Here is a 23930-nt window from a genome sequence, read left to right on the forward strand (position 1 = left end):
CTAGCCCCCCAGCCTTGCAAGACTCGCCAGTTCCGGCAGATTGAAAATCGAAAGGTCGGCGCCCGGCGCGGGAGCCTCGGTACGGATGCCGGCTCTCAGCTTCGCGGACCGGGCCCGAGGATTGCGGGACGCCTCTTCCTCGCTCGCAGCGACCATAGGCTTGCCGGCTGGCGTGAAGGTTGCGGCGCGCGCCGTCACCAGCGGCAGATGCCGGGAACCGCCCGCCTTGCCGGAGCGGTCCTGGAAAAACGTCTTTACGATCCGGTCCTCGAGCGAATGAAAGGTGACGACGACAAGCCGGCCACCAGGCTTCAGGGTCCGTTCGGCCGCAAAAAGCGCATTGGCGAGCTCGGTCAGTTCGTCATTGACGAAGATGCGCAGCGCCTGGAAGACGCGCGTTGCGGGGTGAATCTTGTCCTTGGCCTTGCGCGGCGTCACCGTCTCGATGAGATTGGCGAGATCGCGCGTGGTCTCGAAAGGAGCCTCGGCCCGGCGCTTCTCGATGGCGCGCGCGATACGCCCGGCCTGCTTCTCCTCCCCGAGAAAGCCGAAGATGCGAATGAGGTCCGAAACCTTCGCGCGATTGATGACATCGGCGGCGGAGACCCCGGTGGCCGACATGCGCATGTCGAGCGGCCCCTTCTTCTGGAAGGAAAAGCCACGCTCCGCCTCGTCAATCTGCATCGAAGAGACGCCGATGTCGAGCACGACGCCGTCCAGTCCTTCTGCAGGAGCTTGCTCGGCCAGCTCGGAAAAACGGGAATGAACGAGCCTGAGCCTCCCGCCGCTGGCACTCGCCATGGGTTGCCCCGCGGCGATCGCCGTCGGATCGCGGTCGAGCGCGATGACGTCGGCACCTGCGTCGAGAATGGCGGATGTGTAACCGCCCGCCCCGAAGGTACCGTCAAGAATGATCTTTCCGGGAGCCGGATCGAGCGCTGCGAGAACTTCCGTCAAGAGGACGGGAATGTGACGAACCGGTCCGCCGTCGGCTTCAGAAGTTCCGCCGCCTTGATCCGTCACCATTCCGCCTCTCCACTCTATTGCGAACGCAGCCCCCGTCGCTTGCGCCCCTCCCTGGCCTCCGCCTGCGCCCTTGCAAACGCCTGCGGCTCCCAGAGCTGAAAATGATCGCCCCGCCCGACGAAGGTCACGTCGTTCGAGATGCCGGTGTAGTCGCGGATGAAATCCGTCACCATCAGCCGGCCCTCCGGGTCGAGCTTCACATAGACGCCGCCGCCGTGCACGAGGAGCGACATCTCGTTGGCCGCATCCGAAAACGGATCCTCGGCGGCCATCTGCTTCTCGAACCGGTCCAGAAGCTCCGGCCCGCCGACGCTGATCGCCGGAAAGACGAAGTCCTGAAAACAGTATAACTCCCGCACCCCCGCCTCCGAAAGCGCGGCACGAAAGGCCGAAGGGACGGAGACCCGCCCCTTGGCATCGATCCGGTTCGTAACATTTGACAAGAAGCGGTTCATGACGCGAAACGGCCGCCCCCGACTGACGGACCATCATCATCGGCCCGTACATACACTCGCACCGCGCACGGATCCCCCGCCGGACACATGCGTGTCCGCCTGATCCTTCCATCGACGGAAGCCTCGAATTTCGCGATGGCGGGCCATTGCATGGCCCTTGCGCAGTACCATTATGGGATAACATGGGACCAAATGGGCGTCAATGGGAGAAGCTCGTCAGCAGCCTTGCGGATGATCAAATATTGATAGGTTGTTAAGTTTAACAAAGGGTTACGATCCGAACCCTAATGCCTTGGAATCGCGCGCGAAAACGAGCCGCGCCGGCAAGGGCCGGCCAGCCTCGGCGAATGATTCGCAGGAGCGGAGGGATTCAGGAGATGTGCTCCGCCGAAGTGACGAAAGCGGCAAAGAAAAGAGCCAGTTGGCCTGTAAGCCGGGTTCTGTATGGCTTCGCCTCCGAGGAGACGAAACGTGGCAGCCATTCATCTGGGACTGCGCTTGCGCGCAGCCTCGTGCAACCCACCCGGACGACGCGCCTGGAAACCGGCTGGGCGCTTGCGCACCCGTGTCGTCCCTATTCGGTCTTGCTCCCGGTGGGGTTTGCCGTGCCGTCCATGTTGCCATGGCCGCGGTGGGCTCTTACCCCACCCTTTCACCCTTACTCCGCAAGCGGAGCGGTCTGCTTTCTGTGGCACTTTCCCTGGGGTCACCCCCGCCGGACGTTATCCGGCACCGTGTTTCCGTGGAGCCCGGACTTTCCTCCCCCCGCGGCCTTTCGGCACTTGCGAGGCGCGGCTGCCCGGCCAACTGGCAGAGGCTCATTAAACGACCGGGGCAGCAAGCGCCAGAGAAATCGGCGCTGCCGCACGGTCCTGCGGTTACTTAGCGATACGCGACCGCGAAGTCCGTTTCGTACTCGTCCGCCTCGAGCCGACCGCCCGCCACCAGCACAGCGCCGAGCCTGCCGATCTCGTCGGAGCTCTTGGCAGCCTGGCCATTGCCGCCGGTGAGCACGGCGATGCGGTCGCTTGCGAAGCCTATGTAAGGATAGCCGTGCCGCGTAAACGCCGTGACGCAAGGCGAATAATGCATCGAAACGGGTTTCAGCTCCGGTATCGTCTCGGCGAGCAGTGCGCGCAAGTGCTCGGCTGCTTCGGCGTTGGCGCTGCTTCGGAACCAGTCCCTGATCGCCGGCTCGCTGGCAAGGATCCGGTCGATCGGATCGCCGCCGATCTTTATGTAGTGTTTGCCATCGGCATAGGCAACCGGCGGCAACAGATAATAGCTTCTCTCCTGCTCCGGCGCGGCGCCGATCAGCGACGGCATGCCCGCATAGGAGGGGAGATCGTCCGCGCCGACTTCGGCAAAAAGCACGGTGCGCGCCTTCACTGTGAGATCGATCGGCCGTGGGAGAAGCGCCTGCGAAAGCGAGAAGCCGCCCGCGGCCACCAGGGCGCGACCGGCCCGAACCAGGTGCCCGTCGATCGTCCTCACCACGACGTGATCGGAACCGTCTTCGACCGAGACCACCTCCGAGCGGATCACCCTCGCACCGGATTTCTCGGCGGCGATCGTCTGCGCCCGGACGAGCAAACGTGCATTTATGTAGCCTGCGCCGCCTGCCTCGTGGATCCCGGCATAGCCTTGCGGGAAGCAGAACCAGGGAAACCGCCCGGCAAGTTCCTCGCCAAGGAGCAGAGGCGCCTCGACGCCGAGCCTGTTCCGGGCACGCTCGACATTCTCGAGATAATCGAACGTGCCGCCCGGAACGGGAGCCGCGATCAGGCAGCCGACGGGGAAATGGAACTCGATGCCGCTCTCCTGTGCAATTTCCGGATAGCGATCGATCGAGCGACGAGCCAGACGCGCCCAACACGGATCGTCGTCGATGGTGCGGGTGATTCGGGCATTGTCGTAATGGCTCGCGAAAACGCCGCCGTGGTTCGCCCAGTCCTCCGGTTCATCGGGGCCGATGAGAGCGACATCGGCGCCTGCCCTTGCAAGGTGACGAGCCGCCGCCGCGCCCATCATGCCCTTGCCAACGATGACGACGTCAACGCTTTCCGACATAACTATCTCCGGTCGTTCGCATTGCAACCGGAATAGCATGCCGTTTTGGCTGCCGCACCGAATTCCTTTCAATAATCAACAATATGCCGGAACGCGAGACCCATCCGGCACACTTTCTGGATTACAACCAATCCAGGATGTTCTTGACTTTGCCGCAATAGCGCTTCGAAACGGGATTCATTCGCTTGGCGCCATGGCCGGCATTGTATTTGAGGATGGTGCCGCAGGTGGTGCCGTCGGAAAGCTCCTGCGCCTTCGCCAGGTATTTCATGCCGAATTTGATATTGGTCTCAGGATCGTAGAGGTCTTTGATCGAGCCGGAATAGCCCATCATCCGGGCCGTGGCCGGTTTGATCTGCATCAGGCCGACTTCGCCGGCACTGCCGCGCGCCTTGGCATCGAAGTTGCTCTCGACTTCGACGATGGCGTGGGCCAGATCGACCGGAACGCCGTATTGCTTGGCATAGGACTGGATGAGGATCGTGAATTGGGAGCCGCGCGGCAATTTGAGGTCCGGTTTCGGATAGCCCGTCGTTCTGGTCACCGACGGAATCGCAGAAGTCTTGACGGTTTTGTCGATGCCCCCCGCATACGACGTACCCATCCCGGCGAAGAACATGCCAAGGCATGCCGCCACCGCAGCAACAGACGCTATTCTCATTTAGTTTGAAGTCTCCGGTCTGGGGAACCGATCGCGCGGCGCACCCCACCGCGACGATCGAATTTCCCGATCGTTTTCATTGACAAGAGTGCCGCGCTCGAGGCCACATCTCCTGCAGTTGATGCTGCGGAAATGACCGGCGCATCATGGTAAACATGTGGCAGGGCGACAAAATCGTGCGCAAAAAACAACCGGGCGCTAATTTAGGGCGGAGAAAAATCGCCGTTCAGGCGTTGAGATTTGGCAGCGCTGAGAGCAGACGGTGCAGCGTATCGATAGTAGAAGCGTCGGCGATGCCGTCCACTCGCGATTGTCGGAAATGACGCTGAAATGCGGCAACCACCCCTTCCGTCCTGGGGCAGAAATCGCCTGTTATTTCAATTCCATAACCATAAAGAAAAAGCATGGACTGGAGTGCTTCCACGGGCTGGCCGCGGTCACCGCGCTGAAAGAAGCGGCCGCCCCTTACGGGCGCCGGCTCCACCCAGTGCCCGACCCCGCGACGAAAAAGCACATCCCAAGGAAAATTTTCTCCAGGATCAACCTTGCGAATCGGCGCAATATCGCTGTGGGCAAGCACCCTTTCGGGGGCGATTTGCCAGCGTTCGCCACAATTGAGACACAATTCGGCGACCGCGTCGATCTGCGCGTCAGGGAAGTCCGGAAGGCCGCCCGGATGACCGGGATTGGCAATCTCGATCCCGATAGAGCTGGAATTGACATCCGTCTCGCCTTTCCAGACACCTTTGCCCGCGTGCCAGGCCCGCCGTTCTTCCGGCACCAGCTGGGCGATGCGCCCCTCTTCGTCGACGAAATAATGGCAGGAGACCTGGCTTTCCTCGCGGCAAAGCCAGTCGAGCGCGGAAGCCGCAGTCTGCATACCGGTATAATGAAGGATGATCATGTCCGGCCCGCGCCCGCCGGCACGCTCGCCGTGATTGGGCGAAGGCACGAACCGAGCGCCGGGAAAATCGCAGGTCTTCGACGTCATGCCGCGCGGCGTTCCCTTTCGATGGCCTCATAGGCGGCGTTGAGCACGGCCATGCGGTCGTTGGCGATCGCGTGGAACTCCTCCGGCACGCCCCGCGCCACCAGCATATCGGGATGATTCTCGGAAACGAGAACGCGATAGCGCCTGCGGATCGCGGAAAAGTCATCTTTGGGCGAGACGCCGAGGACCTGGTACGGATCGCGATCGTCGTCGTGAACGTGGCGCGCCATGATGCGCCCGAAATGTTCGTCGTCCATCCTGAAGATCTCGGCCACCCGCCGCAGGAATGCAAGTTCCTTCTCGTGCACGGCCCCGTCGGACTTGGCGATATGGAAGAGCCCGTCGACGATATCTTCGAGAATCGGGCAATTTCGTTCGCAGGAGGAGCAGAGCGAAGCCATTTTCTCCGCATAGGCCTCGTATCCCGCCACATCCTGGCGGGCGAGATTGTAGAGACGGGCGACGTTCCTCGCCTGGTCCGCCGGAAACTTGAAGATGTCGCGAAAGGCGCTCACCTCGGCCTCATTGACGATGCCGTCGGCCTTCGCCATTTTCGCCGAAAGGGCGATCATGGCGACCGAAAAGGCGACTTTTCGCCGGGTTTCCGGATCTCCTTCGAAGAGCGTCCGGACCGCCTCGACCACTCCTGTAAGCGCATTACCCGTGGTCGTGACGATTTTGAGAAGGCTGTCCCAAAATGACATGAGTGCGATTGTTCCCTGTCCACCACGCGAGCATGATCTTATGTGGTGGCGATTTGCAAGCGGCAGAGCCGCATCAATCGTCATGGATGACGAATTTGTGATGGCCCCTCAATAATTCATATCGCCGCAAATCTCAATCGAATTCCTGGAGGAGGCTATATGACCTTCGCAGCTATGCCTGCGCATTCCAGCTGCCGCAAGCGGCTTGCGACTTTTTGGCCATCCACAGGCGTGTCATTTAATTTCCATCGGAATTGCGTTAGACCACGGTTATCTTTGATCTAAGGCAAGGATTTTAGAACGCGATTGTTCCCAAGACGATCGCGTCGTGCCGAAAATCCCGAGGAGGACCCATGGCCAAGAAGAAAGTCGCAATGCTGACGGCGGGCGGGCTCGCGCCGTGCCTTTCATCCGCTGTCGGCGGCCTGATCGAACGCTACACGGACATCGCGCCGGATTATGAGCTCGTGGCCTATCGTTCCGGCTATCAAGGCCTGCTTCTCGCCGACCGGATCGAAATCACCCCGGCCATGCGCGAAAAGGCGCATGTGCTCCACCGCCACGGCGGATCGCCGATCGGCAACAGCCGCGTGAAGCTCACCAACACCGCCGATTGCGTGAAGCGCGGCCTGGTCAAGGAAGGCGAGAATCCGCTGCGCGTCGCGGCCGAGAGGCTCGCGGCCGACGGCATCAGCATCCTGCACACGATCGGCGGCGACGATACCAACACCACCGCGGCCGATCTCGCGGCCTATCTCGGCGCCAACGGCTACGACCTGACGGTCGTCGGCCTGCCGAAGACGGTCGATAATGACGTGGTGCCCATACGCCAGACGCTCGGCGCCTGGACGGCGGCCGAATACGGCGCGCGCTTCTTCGACCATGTCAGCAATGAGCAGAGCGCCGCGCCGCGCACCCTTGTGGTTCACGAGGTCATGGGCCGCCACTGCGGCTGGCTGACTGCGGCAACCGCGCGCGCCTATATCCAGCTGGCCGGCAACAAGGAATATGTCGACGGCTTCATGATGAACGCACAGCTGAAGAACATCGACGGCCTCTACCTCCCCGAGATGAAGTTCGATCTCGAGGCTGAAGCCGAGCGTCTGCGCGAAGTGATGGATCGCGCCGGCTTCGTCACACTGTTCGTCAGCGAAGGCGCGTGCCTCGACGCTATCGTCGCCGAACGGGAGGCCGCCGGCGAAACGGTCAAGCGCGACGCGTTCGGACACGTGAAGATCGATACGATCAACGTCGGCAACTGGTTCTCCAAGCAGTTTGCGGCACTCCTCGGCGCCGAGCGCTCCATGGTGCAGAAGTCCGGCTACTATGCCCGCTCCGCACCCGCCAATGCCGACGATCTGCGTCTCATCCAGAGCATGGTCGACCTGGCGGTCGAGAGCGCGCTCAGCAAGACCTCCGGCGTGACAGGTCACGACGAGGACCAGGGCGGGCGGCTGCGCACGATCGAGTTCCCGCGCATCAAGGGTGGAAAGCATTTCGACACGTCCGTGAAGTGGTTCGGCGAGGTCATGGAAGTCGTCGGCCAGAAATGGCAGACCGCCGACTGACGAATCACGTGGGACGGTTCGCAGTTTCCTGAAACGGCGGACCGTTCCCCGTTGCTTCGGCCTCGACAGCAGTTGACGGCCGCGCTCCGCCGTGGCTCCCTCCTCTTCAGAAGCCATTCAACCGCGGAGCCCTCATGTCCTTCGAACATTGGTTCGCCTTCGCCGCCGCGTCGGCGGTGCTGCTTGCGATTCCCGGACCCACGATCCTTCTCGTCATCTCCTACGCGCTCGGCCACGGGCGCAGGATCGCAGGCGCGACCGTAGCCGGTGTCGCTCTTGGCGATTTCACCGCAATGACCGCGTCGATGCTCGGCCTCGGCGCCCTGCTCGCGACCTCGGCGGCGATCTTCACCGTGCTGAAGTGGATCGGCGCCGCCTATCTCGTCTGGCTCGGCATCAAGCTCTGGAAGGCGCCCGTCGGCAGCGACAGCGGGAGCACCCTTGAAACGAGCCCGGCAGAAAGACCGCTGCGGATCTTCATCCACACTTATGCGGTGACCGCACTCAACCCGAAAAGCATTCTCTTCTTCGTGGCCTTCCTGCCGCAATTCCTCGACCTCTCGCGGCCGCTTTTCGCGCAGATGGCGATCTTCGAGGCAACGTTTCTGATACTCGCAACCATCAACGCGACACTCTATGCCTGGCTCGCCGCCGCTGCCGGAAGCACGATCCGCAAGCCGAAGATACGGCGCATCGTCAACCGTACCGGGGGATCGCTGCTCATCGGTGCCGGCCTGCTGACGGCCGGACTCAAGCGCGCCGCTTCGTGAAACACCCTTCCTGAAATGCCGCTCGCGCGCTTGCCGCAACCGGCGGCATAGGTTAATGGAGATTCAAGCGCAGCGGGTGGCAACCGCTGATTTGCAGGGGCTACGGGGCCCAGAAGCACGAAAGTGACAGCATGGCGAATTTCCGTACTCCCCTTTCGAAGCGGGCACTTGCCGCCGTGTCCCTTATGTCCCTGGCCGTTGCTTCCGGATGTTCTACGGTCGAGCATACCTCGCTTGCGGAGTTAACGGCCGTGCAGACGGTCACGCCCCTGCCGAAGCCCGGAACGGAAACGACGGCCTATGCGCTGCCCGCACCGATCGGTGCAACGGAAAGCACGTCGGCTGCGCTGGCGGCGCAGAGTGCGTCGGCGGTGCCGGCAGGTGCCGCCGCAGCGTCGAATTCCCAAGCGGTGACACCGGCGACAGACACGACCCTTGCCTTCGCCGCACCCCAGTCGGTAGCCGTACCGGCGGCCAAGCCCGCCCAGGCCTTCGACGTGGCCATGGCGGCACCCGCCTCGGCAGATCTCTCCCGGGCAGCCGCGTCGCCAGCTCCTGAGACGGCTGCCGAACAGGCCGCCCCCGTCATCGGGGTCGCCGCCTCTTGGGAGTCGGATTTCGACACCGGCGAGCCGGTCGGTCTCGAGACGCTTGTCGCCAAGCGCATGATCGTTCCGACGGAGCGCCCGAAGACAGGTATGATCGGCACGGCAGTCGGCGCCGTCGCAAGCGTCATCCCCGATTCGCTGAAGCCGTCAAAAACACCGACGAGCTCGCGGCCCGAGCTGGACCGGCTGATCAAATATTATGCAGATCTGAACGGTCTTCCCCTGGAGCTCGTACATCGGGTGGTCAAGCGCGAGAGCAATTACAATCCGCGCGCCTATAGCAAAGGCAATTACGGGTTGATGCAGATTCGCTACAACACCGCCAGAGGCCTCGGCTACGACGGGCCGGCCGAAGGCCTCTTCGATGCGGAAACCAACCTGAAATACGCGACCAAATACCTGCGCGGCGCGTGGATGGTTGCCGACAACCATCACGACGGCGCGGTGAAGCTCTATGCCAGCGGCTACTATTACCATGCCAAACGCAAGGGGATGCTGGACGAGCTGAATATGAGGTGAGCGCAAAGAGCGGTGGGTCCATGACCTCACTCAGTCGAGCGCATCGATTATCCTCGCATTCAGCTTCTGCACGTCGTAGCCGAGGCGCGACGGTGTCAGCCCCAGGCGTACGACCGCCAGACGAAGCGAGGGGACGAGCATGATCGCCTGCCCGTCATGCCCAAGCATCCAGAACGTGTCGGGCGGAAAGTTTGCCGTTCCGGCGCGAGTACCATTTTCCTGGAGCCAGACCTGGCCGGAGCCGTAGTCGCCGCCGGAAGCCGACGAGGGCGTGCGCATAAAGGACACGTAACCTTCCGGCAGGAGCCGCCTCCCCTTCCAGCTCCCGTCCTGCAGCAGAAATTCGGCAAATCGCGCCCAATCCTGCGCCGACGCATACATGTAGGAGGAGCCCACGAAGGTACCGCTCGCATCCGTCTCCATCACGGCGCTCGTCATCCCAAGCGGGGCGAAGAGCGCCTCGCGCGGGTAGGAGAGCGCCTCGGCCGGATCGTCGAATGTCTGCATCCAGAGGCGGGACAGAAGATTGCTCGTGCCGCTCGAATAGGCGAATTTTGTGCCCGGAGGCGCTGCCAGCGACTTCGAGGCGACGAAGCCGGCCATGTCGCTTTCCAGATAGAGCATGCGCGTCACGTCCGTGACGTCGCCATAATCCTCGTTGAATGCGAGGCCGCTCTGCATCGCGAGAAGATCGGCAAGCTTGATGCGGGCCCGCGCGTCGCCGCTCCATTCGGCCATCAGATTGGTCCGGGCCAGATCCATCCGCCCATCGGCAATGCGCAGGCCGATGATGGCCGCCGTCACGGACTTCGTCATCGACCAGCCGAGCAAGGGTGTGTTCCGGTCGAATCCTGGCGCATAGGTTTCGGCGACCAGCCTGCCGTCCCTGACGACTGCGATCGCGCGCAGACCCGGCCCCGCCAGGGCCGGGTCTTCGATCAGCATTTGGATGCTCGGATCGATCTGAGACTTGCCCCCGTCCGGCCAGTTGACGTTCGGATCGACGGCGAGAGGCGCCGTTGCAGCCCCCGTCCCGCGCGTTCCCGCGATCGCCTCGGCGCTGCCTCCGCTCACATTGGCGCATCCCCGGCCGGGACGGTAGACGGCCCGAGCGGGTGCGGCAAAGCCCAGCATACGCGCGGTAACGCTCTGCCCTTCGCGGTCGACGGAAACGCGCACGAGCTTGAGCAGCGGATGCCCGGGCGCCTGGACATCTTCCGCCAGAACCTCCTGCGGATCCCGCCGCGCAAGGAATACATTGGAGCAGACAATTTTGGCGGCGTAGCCGTCGCCCACCTTGAGGAGTTCGGGCGGAAACAGCGCCAGCCAGCCGACGAAGCCAGCAACTGCCGCAACCGCCAAGCCGCCGAGCGTCTTCAGCAGACCCTTCATTCCCGCCCTCCTGCTTCCGATTGCGTGTCCCTGCGACGAAACATGCAGCCGATCGAAGTGCTACAGCAGCTTCGCGCGACCGCTGCACAAGACAATTGCATATTGGATCTGGCGCACGCTTTTTCCACTCTCGTTCCCGTGCCCGTCGTAGCGATAACGATGGCATGAGAAGCCCTGCCACCCCACAACCGACAACGCCCGGGTCTGTAGAAGGAAACAGAATTCGATCGAAAGAAAAAGCCCCCAATGGATGCGGCGCGGCCGATGGGGGGCGGTCGAAACGTGCGCAGCCTGTGCGAAACCTCGTCATCAAAGTGTAGCGGAGTCACCTTAGAAGCGGCTCAGTTTCAACTGGACGACAGGCAAGATGACCGACTTCGCCCCAGATGCCGGCTTCGGCAAGAAGAACCCGAAACTGAAGAGCGCGCTCCTGCAGCATAAAGCTCTCTCCCTCGCCGGTCTCTCCGAACGCCTGTTCGGACTGCTCTTTTCCGGGCTCGTCTATCCGCAGATTTGGGAAGACCCGATCGTCGACATGGAGGCGATGCGGATCCGTCCTGGACATCGCATCGTGACAATCGGTTCCGGCGGCTGCAACGTGCTGACCTATCTCTCCGCCGGGCCGGCCCGGATCGACGTGGTCGATCTCAATCCCCATCATATTGCGCTGAACCGGCTGAAGCTCGCGGCCTTTCGCCACCTGCCGAGCCACAAGGACGTGGTGCGGTTCCTCGCCGTCGAAGGAACGCGCTCGAACAGCCAGGCCTACGACGTGTTCTTGGCGCCGAAGCTCGATCCGGCAACCCGCGCCTACTGGAACGGCCGCGATCTCGCCGGCCGCCGGCGCATCGGCGTCTTCACGCGCAACATCTACCGCACCGGCCTGCTCGGCCGGTTCATTGCCGCAAGCCATCTTCTCGCACGGCTGCATGGAATCAACCCGGAAGACTTCGTAAAAGCGCGCTCCATGCGCGAACAGCGGCAGTTCTTCGACGATAAGCTCGCTCCGCTCTTCGAGCGGCCGGTGATCCGCTGGATCACTTGCCGGAAGAGCTCGCTCTTCGGCCTCGGCATCCCGCCGCAGCAATTCGACGAACTCGCGAGCCTGAGCCGGGAGAAATCCGTCGCCGCGGTGCTGCGCCACCGGCTGGAAAAGCTGACCTGTCATTTTCCCTTGCGCGAAAACTATTTCGCCTGGCAAGCCTTCGCGCGGCGTTATCCGCGGCCGGACGAGGGCGACTTGCCGCCCTATCTTCAGGCTTCGCGATACGAAGCAATTCGCAGCAACGCGGAGCGCGTCGAGGTCCACCATGCAAGCTTCACCGAGCTTCTCGCCGGCAAGCCCGCCGCCTCCGTCGACCGCTACGTGCTTCTCGACGCGCAGGACTGGATGAGCGATCAACAATTGAACGACCTCTGGACCGAGATCACCCGCACCGCCGACGCCGGAGCCGCCGTGATCTTCCGCACGGCGGCAGAGGCGAGCATCCTGCCAGGGCGCCTCTCCACCGCCCTGCTCGATCAGTGGCACTATGATGCCGAGTCTTCTGCCCGGCTCGGTGCTGAGGACCGTTCGGCAATTTATGGCGGCTTCCACATTTACCGGAAGAAGGCCTGAACGCCGTGCAGACCGCGGATGAAGGCCACGCCCACCTCATGGATCGCATGTATCGCTACCAGCGATACATCTATGATATCACGCGCAAATACTATCTCTTCGGCCGCGACACGCTGATCCGTGAATTGAGCCCGCCGCCGGGTGCATCCGTGCTTGAAGTCGGCTGCGGCACGGGCCGCAATCTCGCCATGATCGGGAATCTCTACCCCGGTGCACGCCTCTTCGGCCTCGATATCTCGGCCGAGATGCTGGCGACCGCCAGGACCAAGCTCCGGAGGCAGGGCCGGACGGACGCCGTATTGCGCGTCGCGGACGCGACCAACTTCACGGCCGCATCCTTCGACCAGGATGGGTTCGACCGGATCGTCATCTCCTACGCCCTGTCGATGGTTCCCGAATGGGAAAAAGCGATCGATGCAGCGATCGCCGCTCTTACGCCGGGCGGCTCGCTGCATGTTGCCGACTTCGGCCAGCAGGAAGGTTGGCCGGCCGGCTTCCGCCGCCTCCTCCAGACTTGGCTCGGACGTTTCCACGTCACCCCGCGCGAATCGCTCTTCGACGTGATGCACGAAAAGGCCGAGAGAAATGGAGCTGCGCTCGAGGTCAGATCGCTGGGACGTGGTTATGCCTGGCTCGCAGTCTATCGCAGCGCAGCGCTTTAGGGGCGACGGAGGAGAGCGTCCGGTGCAATTCACACTTGAGCTAACGCAATTTTTACGATGATATGGTGAAAAGGAGGTCACGCCTCCCTGGGGGACATCATCAATCATGGAAACCATCGCGTGAGGCAGGATCGTCGTTCGTCTCCAAACGGAACCCCCATGCGCCGGCTTCTCCTGGCTTTGTTGCCCATCGCCACCATTCTCTCCTCCTGCACCTCCACCGATTACGACCTCGTCAAGACGGCTTCCATACAGCCGCGCTTCCACGATACCGATCCGCAGGACTTCGGCGACCGCACGCCGCACCATCACAGTGTCCACGGGATCGACGTCTCCAAGTGGAATGGCGACATCGATTGGCGCAAGGTGAAGAGTTCCGGCGTATCCTTCGCATTCATCAAGGCGACCGAGGGCAAGGACCGGCTCGACACGCGCTTCCACGAATACTGGCAGCAGGCGCGTGCCGTCGGTCTCGCCTATGCGCCCTATCATTTCTTTTATTTCTGCTCCACCGCCGACGCCCAGGCCGACTGGTTCATTGCCAACGTACCGAAGAGCGCCGTCCATCTGCCGCCCGTCCTGGACGTCGAATGGAATGGCGAATCCAAGACCTGCCGCCACCGGCCCTCGCCCGAAACCGTGCGGTCCGAAATGAAGCGGTTCATGGACCGGCTCGAGGCCCACTACGGCAAACGGCCGATCATCTACACGTCCGTCGACTTCCACCGCGACAATCTGGTCGGCGCCTTCAACGACTATCATTTCTGGGTGCGCTCGGTCGCCAAGCACCCGAAGGACATCTACGTCGATCGCCGCTGGGCCTTCTGGCAATATACCAGCACCGGCGTGATCCCCGGCATCCAGGGCAGCACCGATATCAACGCCTTCGCCGGTTCCTCAAGGAACTGGCAGAAGTGGGTCGCGACCGTTTCGCAGACAAGGTAGACCAGACGACCGCGCGGCATGGTCCGCATTTTCTTCATTCGGTCATAATGCTTTGAGAGAGCATCGATAGATTTCGTCTTCGACAGGCTTCAGGCCCGGCGGCATTCCTGTTCGGCCGGCCATGGAAAGGAATTGTAATGACAGGCACAGCCCGCAAAGCCCTTCTCTCCTTTGGATTACTCGCGATTGCGGGCGCGCCGGCTCTGGCGCAAGCCCCGGCTCAGCCAGAGAATCCGGCCGCTGCGTGCGGCGGCGAGCTCGGCGCTTTCCTCGAAGGCGTCAGGGCCGAAGCGGTCGCAAAGGGCATTCCCGCAGAGGTCGCCGACCGGGCTCTTGCAGGTACCGCAATCGATCAGAAGGTGCTCAGCCGCGACCGCACGCAGGGCGTGTTCAAGCAGACCTTCACCGAGTTCTCGAAACGGACCGTCAGCAAGTCGCGCCTCGACATCGGTACGCAGAAGATGCGGGAATATGCCGATGTCTTCGCCCGGGCCGAGCAGGAATTCGGCGTTCCGGCGCCCGTGATCACGGCATTCTGGGCGATGGAGACCGACTTCGGCGCAGTGCAGGGCGACTTCAACACCCGCAACGCGCTGGTGACGCTGGCGCACGACTGCCGCCGGCCGGAAATGTTCCGGCCGCAACTGCTCGCCGCGATAGAGATGGTGCAGCACGGTGATCTCGATCCCGCGACGACGACCGGCGCATGGGCTGGCGAGATCGGCCAGGTCCAGATGCTGCCGGAAGACATCATCGCCTATGGCGTCGATGGCGACGGCGACGGCCACGTCAATCTCAAGAAGAGTTCTCCCGACGCCATCATGACGGCGGCGAAATTCATCCAGAGCCTGGGTTTCAAAGCCGGCGAACCGTGGATTCAGGAGGTCAGCGTTCCGGACCAGCTGCCGTGGGAAAAGACGGGCCTGCAGTCCGGCATGACGGCTGGCGACTGGTTCGCCCTCGGCGTCACGCCGCGTGACGGCAACACCGCCAACAGTGGGCTCGAAACCTCGCTGGTGCTCCCCCAGGGCCGCAAAGGCGCTGCCTTCCTGACCTATCCGAACTTCAAGATCTATCTCGAGTGGAATCAGTCCTTCATCTACACGACGTCGGCCGCCTATTTCGCGACCCGGCTCGCCGGTGCGCCGCCCTATCAGCAGGGCAACCCGGAACCGGGGCTCGGCGACGCCGAGATGAAGGCCCTGCAGACCAGATTGCAGGCGCTCGGTCATGACGTCGGCAAGATCGACGGCATTCTCGGCTCGGGTACGCGGGCAGCGCTGCAGAAGGAGCAGCTGAAGCTCGGGCTTCCCGCCGACGGCTGGGCGACGCCGGGTCTGCTGGAGGCGCTCTGAGCGCGATTTCCCTGCGAAGCGGTTCCGTCCGGAGTCAGGCGCCCGAATCTCTCTCCTCCGCGGAGCGACGCAAGAAGCGGGTGGCAACACCCGCGTCTTGCGATATTGCTTGCACAATTCTGAATTGTCGGGCCCTCTATCCCGGCTAAGCTGCTGCGCAGGCAAGATATGGTTTCAACCGCAAATTCCATCAGCACCCACATGACCATGCGCCTTTGGGCGATGCTCGGGCTGCTCGGCCTCATCTGGGGCGGCTCCTTCTTCTTCGCCCGGGTGGCCGTTGCCCATGTGCCGCCTTTTACACTCGTGCTTTTGCGCCTCGGCCTCGCCGCTCTTGCACTGCATCTGTATCTGCGCGGCCGCCACGGCATCTATCCTGCGCTCGCAAGACGCTGGCGCGAATTTCTGCTGATGGGACTCATCAACAACGCCATTCCGCATGCTTTCATCTTTCTCGGCCAGACGCATATCGGCGCCGGTCTCGCTGCCATCCTCAACGCCACAACGCCGGTCTGGACAGTACTCATCGCCAATGTCGCGACCGAGGATGAAAAGCTGAGCACCGCGAAGTTCAGCGGCTGTCTGCTCGGCCTTGCCGGTACCATCGTGCTCATAGGGCCGAGTGCACTCGCCGGTCTCTTCGGCGCCGCCCGCGACGTGCCGCTCTGGGCGCTCGTCCTGCCGGTCCTGGCAGCGATCAGCTACGGCTTGTCCGCAACCTATGGCAAGCGCTTCCGCAGTCTCGCGCCGCCGGTGACCGCCGCGGGACAATTGACCGCATCGACGCTCGTCATGCTGCCGGTCGCGATCCTTGTCGACATGCCATGGACCATGCCGGTGCCGCCGCTCACGACCGTGCTCGCGATCCTCGGACTGGCGCTGGTGTCCACCGCCTATGGCTATATCCTGTTCTTCCGAATCATGGCCGAAGCGGGCGCTACCAACACGTCGCTGGTAACGCTGTTGGTCCCGCCAAGCGCGATCCTGCTCGGTTATCTCTTCCTGGGAGAAACGCTGCAGGCGGCCGACGTCGGCGGCATGCTTCTCATCGCAGCCGGCCTGGCGATCCTGGATGGACGTATCCTGAAGCTCGGATATTCCGCCGGAAGGTAACCGCTCCGCAGGCGCTGCGCGCCCCCGCACAGTGGGCGCCGATGCACTGATTCATCGTCTTTCACGCCCTCACGCAGCATTACAGATGTTTACATTAACGTCCCGGCAGGAATTGTGAATAAAATGTGGCATTCGAAATTACCGGGTACTTTCAGCAATTTAGATGCTTCCATCAGAAAATTCGGCGTCTGCAGTTTCGCAGTGCAGCACAAGTTTCGCTTTCGTACGCCGCTTTTTCGCCCTATGTTTTACCCGTCAACGCAGGGAGGATCAGCTTATGGGACTTACACACTCGTTGAACGTCCTTATGATCAGTGCAGCGTTCGCATTCGTGGCCGTAATGCTTTTCGTGTGAGCCAGGGCCAGCGACAGTCCAGCCGAAACGGGACTTTAATTTCCGGAAAATCCATTTTGCAGCAAAGGATGTCTGACAGGCCGCTCGGGCGCAATTAGACAGGCTGCAACATTCCGAAAGCCCATGAATGCAGCGGCGTTCATGGGCTTTCGAGCGTCACGCACTCACGACCGCCCGAACGGAGCGGCCCGTGTCGACCGAGCGAGTCGGCGCGAGTTCAGGACCATAGCCTATCAACTCGCAAACGGCGGTGATGAGCTGCGGGCGGTTCATCGTGTAGAGATGAACGTCGCTGACGCCGCGGCGGACGAGGTCGACGATCTGCTCGGCCGCGATATGTGCTGCCTCCCTGAAGCGCTCCTCCGGCTGATCGTCAAGAGGGCTAAGCCGCGAAATGAGCGACTCCGGAACTCTGGCGCCGCAAAGACCGGCGAACTTCTGAGCCTGTGTGAGATTGTTGATCGGAAGTATTCCCGGCACGATCGGTATTCCGATGCCGGCGCGCCGCACGCGTTCGAGATAGCGCTCGAAGTCGTCATTGTCGAAGAAGAACTGCGTGAGCGCGCGCGTTGCGCCATTGTCGACCTTGCGCTTCAACATGTCTATGTCTGCAGCGACGTCGGGGCTTTCCGGATGCTTTTCCGGATAGGCTGAGACGGAGATCTCGAAATCGCCGCGCGCCCGCAGGGCCTTGACGAGGGCGGCCGCATTCTCGTAACCGCCCGGAAAGGGCTCGTAGACGCTGCCGATACCGCCTTGCGGATCTCCCCTCAACGCCACGAAATGCCTGACGCCGCAGGCCAGGAACTCCTCGATGACCGCATCCACCTCCGCCTTCGTCGCGCCGACGCAGGTGAGATGCGCAGCCGTATTCCTGATCTCCATCTCCCCGATCATCCGCTTGACTGCCGTCAGGGAGCGCGCCTTGGTCGACCCGCCGGCTCCGTAGGTCACGGTGACGAAGGCAGGCGCAAAGACGGAGAGAGCCGTGACCGTCTGGAAAAGCTGCACCTCCATCTCGTCGTTCTTCGGAGGGAAATACTCGAAGGAAAATCTAAGCGCGCTACAGTCCACCGGATTAAGCGTCCGTCCGTTCATTCTCAAACTCCCCCTGCATGAAGACGCTGGCGCGGCCTGTCGGCAACAGTTTCGACCGCGCGCTGATCGCGCGCCAGCCAGATGGTGACGGTGAGTTTCCCCTCCTGCCCGCCTTCCGGCGCAAGATCGGCCGTTTTCTCGAGCGAAAGATTCGCCTTCTGCAGCCACTCGCCCATCGTCTGATGCGAGAAGCCGAGGCGCGCATGAGCGTGCTCGTCACGCAGATTTTCAAGCCCGTGCGGCGCGAAGTCGATGATCACGAGCCGGCCGCCCGGTACGAGCATGCGTGCGGCCTCGGCAATCGCCGCTTCCGGCTCCTCCAGATAATGCAGCACCTGATGGATCGTGACGAGATCGAAGGATTGCCCGTCGAGCGGCAGGTTGAAGATGTCGCCGTGGCGGATCGACGCCTTGGTGATGCCGGCCCTGTCCAGGTTGGACCGCGCCACTGCCAGCATGTCGCGGCTGGCATCCACGCCGATGCCGCGCCGGTAGATACCCTCGAAGAGCTGCAGGATACGTCCTGTACCTGTGCCAAGGTCGAGCAGGCTGTCGACCGGCTCGTCGCCGACCATCGCCTTGAGCGCGGCCTCGACGTCGCCTTCGGCGATATGCAGACGCCTGAGCTTGTCCCACTCGGCCGCGTTCCGGCTGAAATAGGCCTGCGCCTTCTCCGCGCGGGTTCTTTTCAATGTGGCAAGGCGGATTGCATCCCTGGCCAGAATTGCATCGTCGGCTGCGGCCGACGCGAGAAGCTCGCGGACCAGAGCAACGCGACGTCCCTCCTGCCGCAAGCGGAAATAGGCCCAGGCGCCTTCCTGATAGCGATCGATGAGCGCGACCTCAGCCAGCAATTTCAGATGGCGGGAAATGCGCGGCTGCGACTGTCCGAGGATTTCGGTAAGATCGGTGACCGTCAGGTCGCCGGCCGAGAGCAGTGCCAGCAGACGCAGGCGCGTCGGCTCGCCCGCCGCCTTCAGCACGTCGACCAGCGCATCCAAACCAAGCGTTTCCCGATCAGCCATAGCCTTCCCCATCAACACATAAAGATATGTTTATGTGATTTGCGGCGGCTGCGCAAGAGATTTGCGCAGAAAGGCAACAGAATGGCGCTTGAAGGATATGAGACGGGCGGGCCTTGCGGCCCGCCCGGCAGACAAATGGCTGTGGAGATTTCAGAACGCCTCGCCAGTCGGCTCTCCCCGTCGACCTCCTCGGCCTTGCCCCCGGGGTCAAGCCCGAGGATGACTGCGGTCAAGCCCGAGGATGACGGCGGTGAAGCCTGGCGATGGTGACCGGAGAAGCCGCCTTCGCCAGATATGCAGACTCAAAGAACGCCTTCAGCGATGCGCCGCCGCAATCGTATGACGATTAACGCGTCAGACGTTTGTAGGTTACCCGCTTCGGGTTGACCGAGTCCGGGCCGAGGCGGCGGATCTTGTCCTTTTCATAATCTTCGAAATTGCCTTCGAACCATTCGACATGGCTGTCGCCCTCGAAGGCGAGGATATGCGTGGCAAGGCGGTCGAGGAACATGCGGTCGTGGCTGATGATGACCGCGCAGCCCGCGAAGTTCTCCAGCGCATCTTCGAGCGCCGCCAGCGTCTCGGTGTCGAGGTCGTTGGTCGGTTCGTCGAGCAGGACGACGTTGCCGCCGGACTTCAGCATCTTGGCGAGGTGCACACGGTTGCGCTGGCCGCCGGAAAGCGTGCCGACCTTCTGCTGCTGATCGCCGCCCTTGAAGTTGAAGGCCGAGCAATAGGCTCGCGAATTGACCTCATGCTTGCCGAGCCTGATGACATCGTTGCCGCCCGAGATTTCCTCCCAGACCGTCTTGTTCGCGTCGAGCGCATCGCGGCTCTGGTCCACATAGGCGAGCTGCACGCTGTCGCCGATGCGGATAGAACCCTCGTCCGGCTGCTCCTGGCCGGTGATCATGCGGAAAAGCGTCGTCTTGCCGGCGCCGTTCGGGCCGATGACGCCGACGATGCCGCCCGGCGGCAGCTTGAAGCTCAAGCCTTCGATCAGCAGCTGATCTTCATAGCCCTTGGAAAGATTCTCCGCTTCGATGACGACCTGCCCCAGGCGCTCCCCGACGGGAATGATGATCTGCGCGTCGCCCGGGCGCCGGTCCGCGGCCGCCTTGACCAACTCGTCATAGGCGCGGACACGGGCCTTTGACTTCGCCTGGCGAGCCTTCGGGCTCGAGGAGATCCACTCCTGCTCGCGGCTGATCGCCTTCTGGCGGGCAGCTTCCTCGCGTCCTTCCTGCGCCATGCGCTTGGCCTTGGACTGCAGATAGGCGGAATAGTTGCCCTCATAGGGAATGCCCCGGCCGCGGTCGAGCTCGAGAATCCAGCCGGTGACGTTGTCGAGGAAGTAGCGATCGTGCGTGACCATCAGCACTGCGCCCGGATACTCGCGCAGGTGCTTCTCGAGCCAGGCGATCGTTTCCGCGTCGAGATGGTTGGTCGGCTCGTCGAGCAGAAGCAGCTCGGGCTGCGACAACAGGAGCTTGCACAGCGCCACGCGCCGCTTCTCGCCGCCGGAGAGATTGGTGACCTCGGCATCGCCCGGCGGACAACGCAACGCTTCCATCGCCATTTCCACCTGGCTGTCGAGGTCCCAGAGGTTCTGGCTGTCGATGACGTCCTGGAGCTTGGCGCCTTCTTCCGCCGTCTCGTCGGAATAGTTCATCATCAGCTCGTTATAGCGATCGAGGATGGCCTTCTTGGCAGCCACCCCTTCCATCACGTTGTCGAGCACGTTCTTCTGGGGGTCGAGCTGCGGTTCCTGTGCGAGATAGCCGACCCTCGCACCTTCGGCGACCCAGGCTTCGCCGGTATATTCGGTATCAAGACCCGCCATGATGCGGAGGACGGTCGACTTCCCGGCGCCGTTCGGGCCGAGAATGCCGATCTTCGCGTCCGGATAGAAGGAGAGATGGATGTTCTCGAGGACCTTCTTGCTGCCATAGGCCTTGTTGAGCCCGGCCATGTGATAGATGAATTGACGTGCCATAAAGGATTGCTCCGCATCGGAAGGGAATTTTGCCCGCTATGTAGGCGAATTATGATGGCGGGGCAACGCCAAAGGCCCTTTCCTCGACGCTCCCCGCCGCTCCCGAATGCGCGTGCCCGATCAGCCCCGGCCGGCAGCGTCAGCGATCCCCTTTGCGCATTTGAACTCCGTCGGTCCTGCCGCCTGGATCAGATCCCGCAGTTCGACCTTGCCCGACAGGTCGCCCGAAAGCCCGACCGTAAGCCCGGTGATCACGTCGCGGCCGTTCACCGACTGGCAACGCATGCGCACCCGGTCGCCGGCCCCTGCCCCGAAGCTCCGGTCGAAGGCCTGCTTGATCTGCTTTTCGTCGAGTTCCTCGCCGATCCGATCGGCGAAAAGCGCGCGTACGGCCGAGCGGTTGAGCTCCTCCAGAAGCCGGAGCTGCAGCGTGAAGTAGTCCTCGGCGTCTGCCGTCTGGCACGTCCCGTTGCGCAGCCATTGGTGACGGTCCAGGCCGGACTTGACGCCCGGCATGGCGACGAGCAGGCGCTTGGCCGTCTCGTCACCCACGGCGACCTCCGGCAGTTCCAGCCATTCGCCCTTGCGGTCGCGCGCCTTGAGATCCGCTTCCACGCCGCAATAGCTTTTCTTGAGCGGCCACAGGCCGTGAAGCGAGAAATTGGTCGCGTCGAAGCGCTCCGCCGTCTGGTCGACACACTCCTTGCGATCAGGCCGCGTCTCGCAGAATCCCGGCTGCCAGCTGACAGCGAGGACATATTCCGTCTTTCCCGCGCCCGTCTCGGCCTCGCCCGCCGAGCTCTCCTGAGCCACGGCGAGGGGCGCGCTGGCCAAGCCCAACGCCAGCGCCGCCAACCTCATCAGATGTACTATCGCGCTTGTCTGCATTGCCCCAAACCCTCCAAAGGAAACAAAACAGGAACAAATAACACCATATACGGGAAAACTGCAACCCTGAATCGGCATCCGCAGATTCGTTGTGATCTCATGCGCAACGAGCAACAAGCTGCGATTGCCTTTCCCACCCAAATCGATTTGATATCCGCACGGCATCCGCAAGTGGGGAGAGCGCATGGCATGTTCGGGCAGGTGAGGACGCATCAAAGCCCGACCGGCGCGACGCTCGGCTGGCGCCATGTCGGCGCCGCCGGCGAACCGCAAGGCATTCTCGTCATCAGCCACGGCCTTGCCGAGCATTCCGGCCGCTATGCCCGCTTTGCCGAAAGCATGGCCGCCCACGGTTTCCATGTGTACGCTCATGACCACCGCGGCCATGGCACGAGCCGCGCTCCCGACGCGCCTCTCGCCACGTTTGCGCAGCGCGAAGGTGCGGCGAAGGTCGTCGCGGACCTCCGCGCGCTCCGTCATATGGCGGTCGCCGGCCATCCCGGCCTGCCGGTCGTACTGTTCGGCCATTCGATGGGCGGCCTGATCGCGCTGAACGCCGCCGAGACCGATCCGGAACTCTACGACGCGCTTGCTGTCTGGAACTCCAATTTCCGGCCGGGTCTTGCCGGACGGGGGGGCCAGCTGCTGCTGGCGGTCGAGAAGATGCTGAAGGGATCGGACGTGCCGAGCCCGCTCGTAACCAGACTCACCTTCGGCGCCTGGAGCACGAGTGTCACCGACCGGAAGACCGATTTCGACTGGCTGTCGCGCGATGAAGGCGAGGTCGCCAGATATATCTCCGATCCGCTCTGCGGCTTCGACCCGACCGTATCGCTGTGGCTCGACGTCTTTGCCTTCGCCTTTGCGGGCGCCCGCCGCGACCGGCTGTCGCGGCTGCCGCCGGGCCTGCCGGTCCACCTCGTCGGCGGCAGCGCCGACCCATCCACCTTCAACGGCGAAGCCGTTCGCTGGCTGGGGAACCGCCTGAAAGCGCGGGGCATGACGGATGTCACGATCGCGATTCAAGAGGGCATGCGCCACGAAACGCTCAACGAGATCGGCCGGGAAAAGGCGACAGAGGAATTCGCCGCCTGGTGCCTCAAGGCAGTCCGGGGGAAGCGTCAGGCTTCATGAGCGAATTCTCCCTTTCCAAGGCGGCGATCGACCACAACCGTATCTCCTACGGTCTGACGCTGATGGTCCTTTCGGTGTTGCTTTCGCCGCTGATCGACATCTTCTCGAAGCTCGCCATCGCGACGGTGCCCTCGGCCGAGATCACGGCGGCCCGCTTCCTCCTGCAGATCGTCTTCATCCTGCCGATCGTCCTTCTGCGCGGCACGCTTTTCGATCTCACATGGCGCAAGAGTGCGCTGCATGCGCTGCGCGGCGGCCTTCTCGTGGTGACCATGCTTTCCTTCATCACCACGCTGAAGGTCATGGAGGTGGCCGATGCGATCGCCATTTTCTTCGTGGAACCGATCATCCTCACCATTCTCGGCAGCATATTCCTGAAGGAGACGATCGGCTGGCGCCGCTATACGGCCTGCGCCGTCGGCTTCCTCGGTGCGCTGCTCGTCATCCAGCCGAGCATGCAGCAGGTCGGCCCGATTGCGCTTCTGCCGATCGTCGCCGCCTTCGGCCTCGCCTTTTTCCTGCTCGTGACACGGATGGTCGCGCAGAACGAGGATCCCTGGTCGATGCAATTCCATGCCGGCATCTGGGGCGGTCTCTTCTGTCTCGCGCTGCTTTGGTTCGGCGAGGGCAGCGGATCGAGCGTCTTCGATCCGGTCTGGCCGGAAGGACGCGCCTGGTATTATCTGGCCGGGGTCGGCGTCACCGCGACGATCTCCGGCGTGCTTGGCGTCTATGCGTATCGGGCGGCGCCCGCATCGGTGCTCGCGCCGCTGCAATATCTCGAGATCGTGTCGGCGACGATTTTCGGCTGGCTCGTCTTCGGCGACCTGCCCGACGCGCTGAAATGGCTGGGCATCGCGATTATCATCGGTTCAGGACTCTATATCATCTGGCGCGAGCGGCAGATGCAGAAGACAGCGGGTATCGCGCCGGTGTCGCCGGCTATCTGACATCGGCGAAACAGGACAGCATTGGGA

The 23930-nt window shown here is 62.7% G+C and carries 21 protein-coding genes and 1 other RNA gene; 10 read left to right on the plus strand and 12 right to left on the minus strand.

Going from position 1 to position 23930, the window contains the following annotated elements; translation table 11 throughout:
* The 7 genes from rsmH to SINAR_RS0121460 form a co-directional block, all read right to left on the minus strand.
* Nucleotides 1-1026, minus strand: a complete 1026-nt coding sequence (rsmH, locus tag SINAR_RS0121435; RefSeq protein ID WP_028000972.1) for a 16S rRNA (cytosine(1402)-N(4))-methyltransferase RsmH — start codon at nucleotides 1024-1026, stop codon at nucleotides 1-3.
* A gap of 14 nt (nucleotides 1027-1040) precedes the next feature.
* Nucleotides 1041-1481, minus strand: coding sequence for a division/cell wall cluster transcriptional repressor MraZ (gene mraZ, locus SINAR_RS0121440; RefSeq protein WP_028000973.1), 441 nt, complete (start codon nucleotides 1479-1481; stop codon nucleotides 1041-1043).
* A gap of 413 nt (nucleotides 1482-1894) precedes the next feature.
* Nucleotides 1895-2292, minus strand: an RNA gene (gene rnpB / locus SINAR_RS1000000134750) — RNase P RNA component class A.
* A 71-nt stretch (nucleotides 2293-2363) separates the two neighbouring features.
* Complete coding sequence (locus SINAR_RS0121445; protein WP_028000974.1) at nucleotides 2364-3551, minus strand: NAD(P)/FAD-dependent oxidoreductase; 1188 nt, start codon at nucleotides 3549-3551, stop codon at nucleotides 2364-2366.
* 121 nt (nucleotides 3552-3672) lie between these two features.
* On the minus strand, nucleotides 3673-4212 hold the full coding sequence (locus SINAR_RS0121450; RefSeq protein WP_028000975.1) for a lytic transglycosylase domain-containing protein: 540 nt from the start codon (nucleotides 4210-4212) through the stop codon (nucleotides 3673-3675).
* 226 nt (nucleotides 4213-4438) lie between these two features.
* Nucleotides 4439-5203 (minus strand): peptidoglycan recognition protein family protein, encoded by a 765-nt coding sequence (locus SINAR_RS0121455; RefSeq protein WP_028000976.1) that lies wholly within the window; start codon nucleotides 5201-5203, stop codon nucleotides 4439-4441.
* Nucleotides 5200-5907 (minus strand): J domain-containing protein, encoded by a 708-nt coding sequence (locus SINAR_RS0121460; protein ID WP_028000977.1) that lies wholly within the window; start codon nucleotides 5905-5907, stop codon nucleotides 5200-5202. Before SINAR_RS0121460 ends, SINAR_RS0121455 begins: the two co-directional genes overlap by 4 nt.
* Nucleotides 5908-6260: 353 nt before the next feature.
* Here SINAR_RS0121460 and SINAR_RS0121465 point away from each other — a divergent pair, with 353 nt between their 5' ends.
* From SINAR_RS0121465 to SINAR_RS0121475, 3 genes are all read left to right on the plus strand, one after another.
* On the plus strand, nucleotides 6261-7475 hold the full coding sequence (locus SINAR_RS0121465; protein ID WP_028000978.1) for a pyrophosphate--fructose-6-phosphate 1-phosphotransferase: 1215 nt from the start codon (nucleotides 6261-6263) through the stop codon (nucleotides 7473-7475).
* A gap of 134 nt (nucleotides 7476-7609) precedes the next feature.
* Nucleotides 7610-8245 (plus strand): LysE family translocator, encoded by a 636-nt coding sequence (locus SINAR_RS0121470; protein WP_028000979.1) that lies wholly within the window; start codon nucleotides 7610-7612, stop codon nucleotides 8243-8245.
* Between the two features lie 131 nt (nucleotides 8246-8376).
* A complete protein-coding gene (locus SINAR_RS0121475; RefSeq protein ID WP_028000980.1) occupies nucleotides 8377-9372 on the plus strand; it encodes a lytic transglycosylase domain-containing protein in 996 nt (331 codons plus the stop codon).
* 30 nt (nucleotides 9373-9402) lie between these two features.
* On the opposite strand, the gene SINAR_RS0121480 is transcribed toward SINAR_RS0121475, so the two are convergent.
* Nucleotides 9403-10764 (minus strand): serine hydrolase domain-containing protein, encoded by a 1362-nt coding sequence (locus SINAR_RS0121480; RefSeq protein WP_028000981.1) that lies wholly within the window; start codon nucleotides 10762-10764, stop codon nucleotides 9403-9405.
* A 367-nt stretch (nucleotides 10765-11131) separates the two neighbouring features.
* Between SINAR_RS0121480 and SINAR_RS0121485 the strand changes: the two genes are divergently transcribed.
* The 5 genes from SINAR_RS0121485 to SINAR_RS0121505 all read left to right on the plus strand — a co-directional run bounded on the left by SINAR_RS0121485 (nucleotide 11132) and on the right by SINAR_RS0121505 (nucleotide 16457).
* A complete protein-coding gene (locus tag SINAR_RS0121485; RefSeq protein ID WP_028000982.1) occupies nucleotides 11132-12382 on the plus strand; it encodes a BtaA family protein in 1251 nt (416 codons plus the stop codon).
* Entirely contained in the window at nucleotides 12379-13044 is a 666-nt protein-coding gene (locus SINAR_RS0121490) for a class I SAM-dependent methyltransferase (RefSeq protein WP_028000983.1), read from the plus strand. The genes SINAR_RS0121485 and SINAR_RS0121490 overlap by 4 nt, the downstream gene beginning before the upstream one ends.
* A gap of 159 nt (nucleotides 13045-13203) precedes the next feature.
* A complete protein-coding gene (locus SINAR_RS0121495; protein WP_028000984.1) occupies nucleotides 13204-13989 on the plus strand; it encodes a glycoside hydrolase family 25 protein in 786 nt (261 codons plus the stop codon).
* A 137-nt stretch (nucleotides 13990-14126) separates the two neighbouring features.
* On the plus strand, nucleotides 14127-15344 hold the full coding sequence (locus SINAR_RS0121500; protein ID WP_028000985.1) for a lytic murein transglycosylase: 1218 nt from the start codon (nucleotides 14127-14129) through the stop codon (nucleotides 15342-15344).
* A gap of 168 nt (nucleotides 15345-15512) precedes the next feature.
* Nucleotides 15513-16457 (plus strand): DMT family transporter, encoded by a 945-nt coding sequence (locus tag SINAR_RS0121505; protein WP_028000986.1) that lies wholly within the window; start codon nucleotides 15513-15515, stop codon nucleotides 16455-16457.
* A gap of 511 nt (nucleotides 16458-16968) precedes the next feature.
* On the opposite strand, the gene metF is transcribed toward SINAR_RS0121505, so the two are convergent.
* The 4 genes from metF to SINAR_RS0121530 all read right to left on the minus strand — a co-directional run bounded on the left by metF (nucleotide 16969) and on the right by SINAR_RS0121530 (nucleotide 21819).
* Nucleotides 16969-17910, minus strand: a complete 942-nt coding sequence (gene metF, locus SINAR_RS0121510) for a methylenetetrahydrofolate reductase [NAD(P)H] (protein WP_028000987.1) — start codon at nucleotides 17908-17910, stop codon at nucleotides 16969-16971.
* 2 nt (nucleotides 17911-17912) lie between these two features.
* Nucleotides 17913-18935: an ArsR/SmtB family transcription factor gene (locus SINAR_RS0121515; protein ID WP_028000988.1), complete on the minus strand. Its 1023-nt coding sequence runs from the start codon at nucleotides 18933-18935 to the stop codon at nucleotides 17913-17915.
* Nucleotides 18936-19281: 346 nt separating this feature from the next.
* Nucleotides 19282-20931, minus strand: coding sequence for an energy-dependent translational throttle protein EttA (ettA, locus tag SINAR_RS0121525; protein ID WP_028000989.1), 1650 nt, complete (start codon nucleotides 20929-20931; stop codon nucleotides 19282-19284).
* A gap of 120 nt (nucleotides 20932-21051) precedes the next feature.
* The gene (locus SINAR_RS0121530; protein WP_028000990.1) at nucleotides 21052-21819 is read right to left on the minus strand and encodes a ribonuclease T2; all 768 of its coding nucleotides are present in this window, start codon (nucleotides 21817-21819) and stop codon (nucleotides 21052-21054) included.
* Nucleotides 21820-22008: 189 nt separating this feature from the next.
* Here SINAR_RS0121530 and SINAR_RS0121535 point away from each other — a divergent pair, with 189 nt between their 5' ends.
* Together SINAR_RS0121535 and SINAR_RS0121540 are read left to right on the plus strand one after the other, a co-directional pair.
* On the plus strand, nucleotides 22009-22953 hold the full coding sequence (locus SINAR_RS0121535; RefSeq protein ID WP_028000991.1) for an alpha/beta fold hydrolase: 945 nt from the start codon (nucleotides 22009-22011) through the stop codon (nucleotides 22951-22953).
* The gene (locus SINAR_RS0121540; protein ID WP_028000992.1) at nucleotides 22950-23903 is read left to right on the plus strand and encodes a DMT family transporter; all 954 of its coding nucleotides are present in this window, start codon (nucleotides 22950-22952) and stop codon (nucleotides 23901-23903) included. The genes SINAR_RS0121535 and SINAR_RS0121540 overlap by 4 nt, the downstream gene beginning before the upstream one ends.
* The last annotated feature ends 27 nt before the right edge of the window (nucleotides 23904-23930 follow it).

Origin of the sequence: Sinorhizobium arboris LMG 14919 (assembly GCF_000427465.1) — a bacterium.
Lineage (GTDB): Bacteria > Pseudomonadota > Alphaproteobacteria > Rhizobiales > Rhizobiaceae > Sinorhizobium > Sinorhizobium arboris.

What these genes read in the sequence shown, in the direction of transcription:
- rsmH (WP_028000972.1), bottom strand. Translation starts at nt 1,026, where the DNA reads ATGGTGACGGATCAAGGCGGCGGAACTTCTGAAGCCGACGGCGGACCG.
- mraZ (WP_028000973.1), bottom strand. Translation starts at nt 1,481, where the DNA reads ATGAACCGCTTCTTGTCAAATGTTACGAACCGGATCGATGCCAAGGGG.
- SINAR_RS0121445 (WP_028000974.1), bottom strand. Translation starts at nt 3,551, where the DNA reads ATGTCGGAAAGCGTTGACGTCGTCATCGTTGGCAAGGGCATGATGGGC.
- SINAR_RS0121450 (WP_028000975.1), bottom strand. Translation starts at nt 4,212, where the DNA reads ATGAGAATAGCGTCTGTTGCTGCGGTGGCGGCATGCCTTGGCATGTTC.
- SINAR_RS0121455 (WP_028000976.1), bottom strand. Translation starts at nt 5,203, where the DNA reads ATGACGTCGAAGACCTGCGATTTTCCCGGCGCTCGGTTCGTGCCTTCG.
- SINAR_RS0121460 (WP_028000977.1), bottom strand. Translation starts at nt 5,907, where the DNA reads ATGTCATTTTGGGACAGCCTTCTCAAAATCGTCACGACCACGGGTAAT.
- SINAR_RS0121465 (WP_028000978.1), top strand. Translation starts at nt 6,261, where the DNA reads ATGGCCAAGAAGAAAGTCGCAATGCTGACGGCGGGCGGGCTCGCGCCG.
- SINAR_RS0121470 (WP_028000979.1), top strand. Translation starts at nt 7,610, where the DNA reads ATGTCCTTCGAACATTGGTTCGCCTTCGCCGCCGCGTCGGCGGTGCTG.
- SINAR_RS0121475 (WP_028000980.1), top strand. Translation starts at nt 8,377, where the DNA reads ATGGCGAATTTCCGTACTCCCCTTTCGAAGCGGGCACTTGCCGCCGTG.
- SINAR_RS0121480 (WP_028000981.1), bottom strand. Translation starts at nt 10,764, where the DNA reads ATGAAGGGTCTGCTGAAGACGCTCGGCGGCTTGGCGGTTGCGGCAGTT.
- SINAR_RS0121485 (WP_028000982.1), top strand. Translation starts at nt 11,132, where the DNA reads ATGACCGACTTCGCCCCAGATGCCGGCTTCGGCAAGAAGAACCCGAAA.
- SINAR_RS0121495 (WP_028000984.1), top strand. Translation starts at nt 13,204, where the DNA reads ATGCGCCGGCTTCTCCTGGCTTTGTTGCCCATCGCCACCATTCTCTCC.
- SINAR_RS0121500 (WP_028000985.1), top strand. Translation starts at nt 14,127, where the DNA reads ATGACAGGCACAGCCCGCAAAGCCCTTCTCTCCTTTGGATTACTCGCG.
- SINAR_RS0121505 (WP_028000986.1), top strand. Translation starts at nt 15,513, where the DNA reads ATGGTTTCAACCGCAAATTCCATCAGCACCCACATGACCATGCGCCTT.
- metF (WP_028000987.1), bottom strand. Translation starts at nt 17,910, where the DNA reads ATGAACGGACGGACGCTTAATCCGGTGGACTGTAGCGCGCTTAGATTT.
- SINAR_RS0121515 (WP_028000988.1), bottom strand. Translation starts at nt 18,935, where the DNA reads ATGGCTGATCGGGAAACGCTTGGTTTGGATGCGCTGGTCGACGTGCTG.
- ettA (WP_028000989.1), bottom strand. Translation starts at nt 20,931, where the DNA reads ATGGCACGTCAATTCATCTATCACATGGCCGGGCTCAACAAGGCCTAT.
- SINAR_RS0121530 (WP_028000990.1), bottom strand. Translation starts at nt 21,819, where the DNA reads ATGCAGACAAGCGCGATAGTACATCTGATGAGGTTGGCGGCGCTGGCG.
- SINAR_RS0121535 (WP_028000991.1), top strand. Translation starts at nt 22,009, where the DNA reads ATGTTCGGGCAGGTGAGGACGCATCAAAGCCCGACCGGCGCGACGCTC.
- SINAR_RS0121540 (WP_028000992.1), top strand. Translation starts at nt 22,950, where the DNA reads ATGAGCGAATTCTCCCTTTCCAAGGCGGCGATCGACCACAACCGTATC.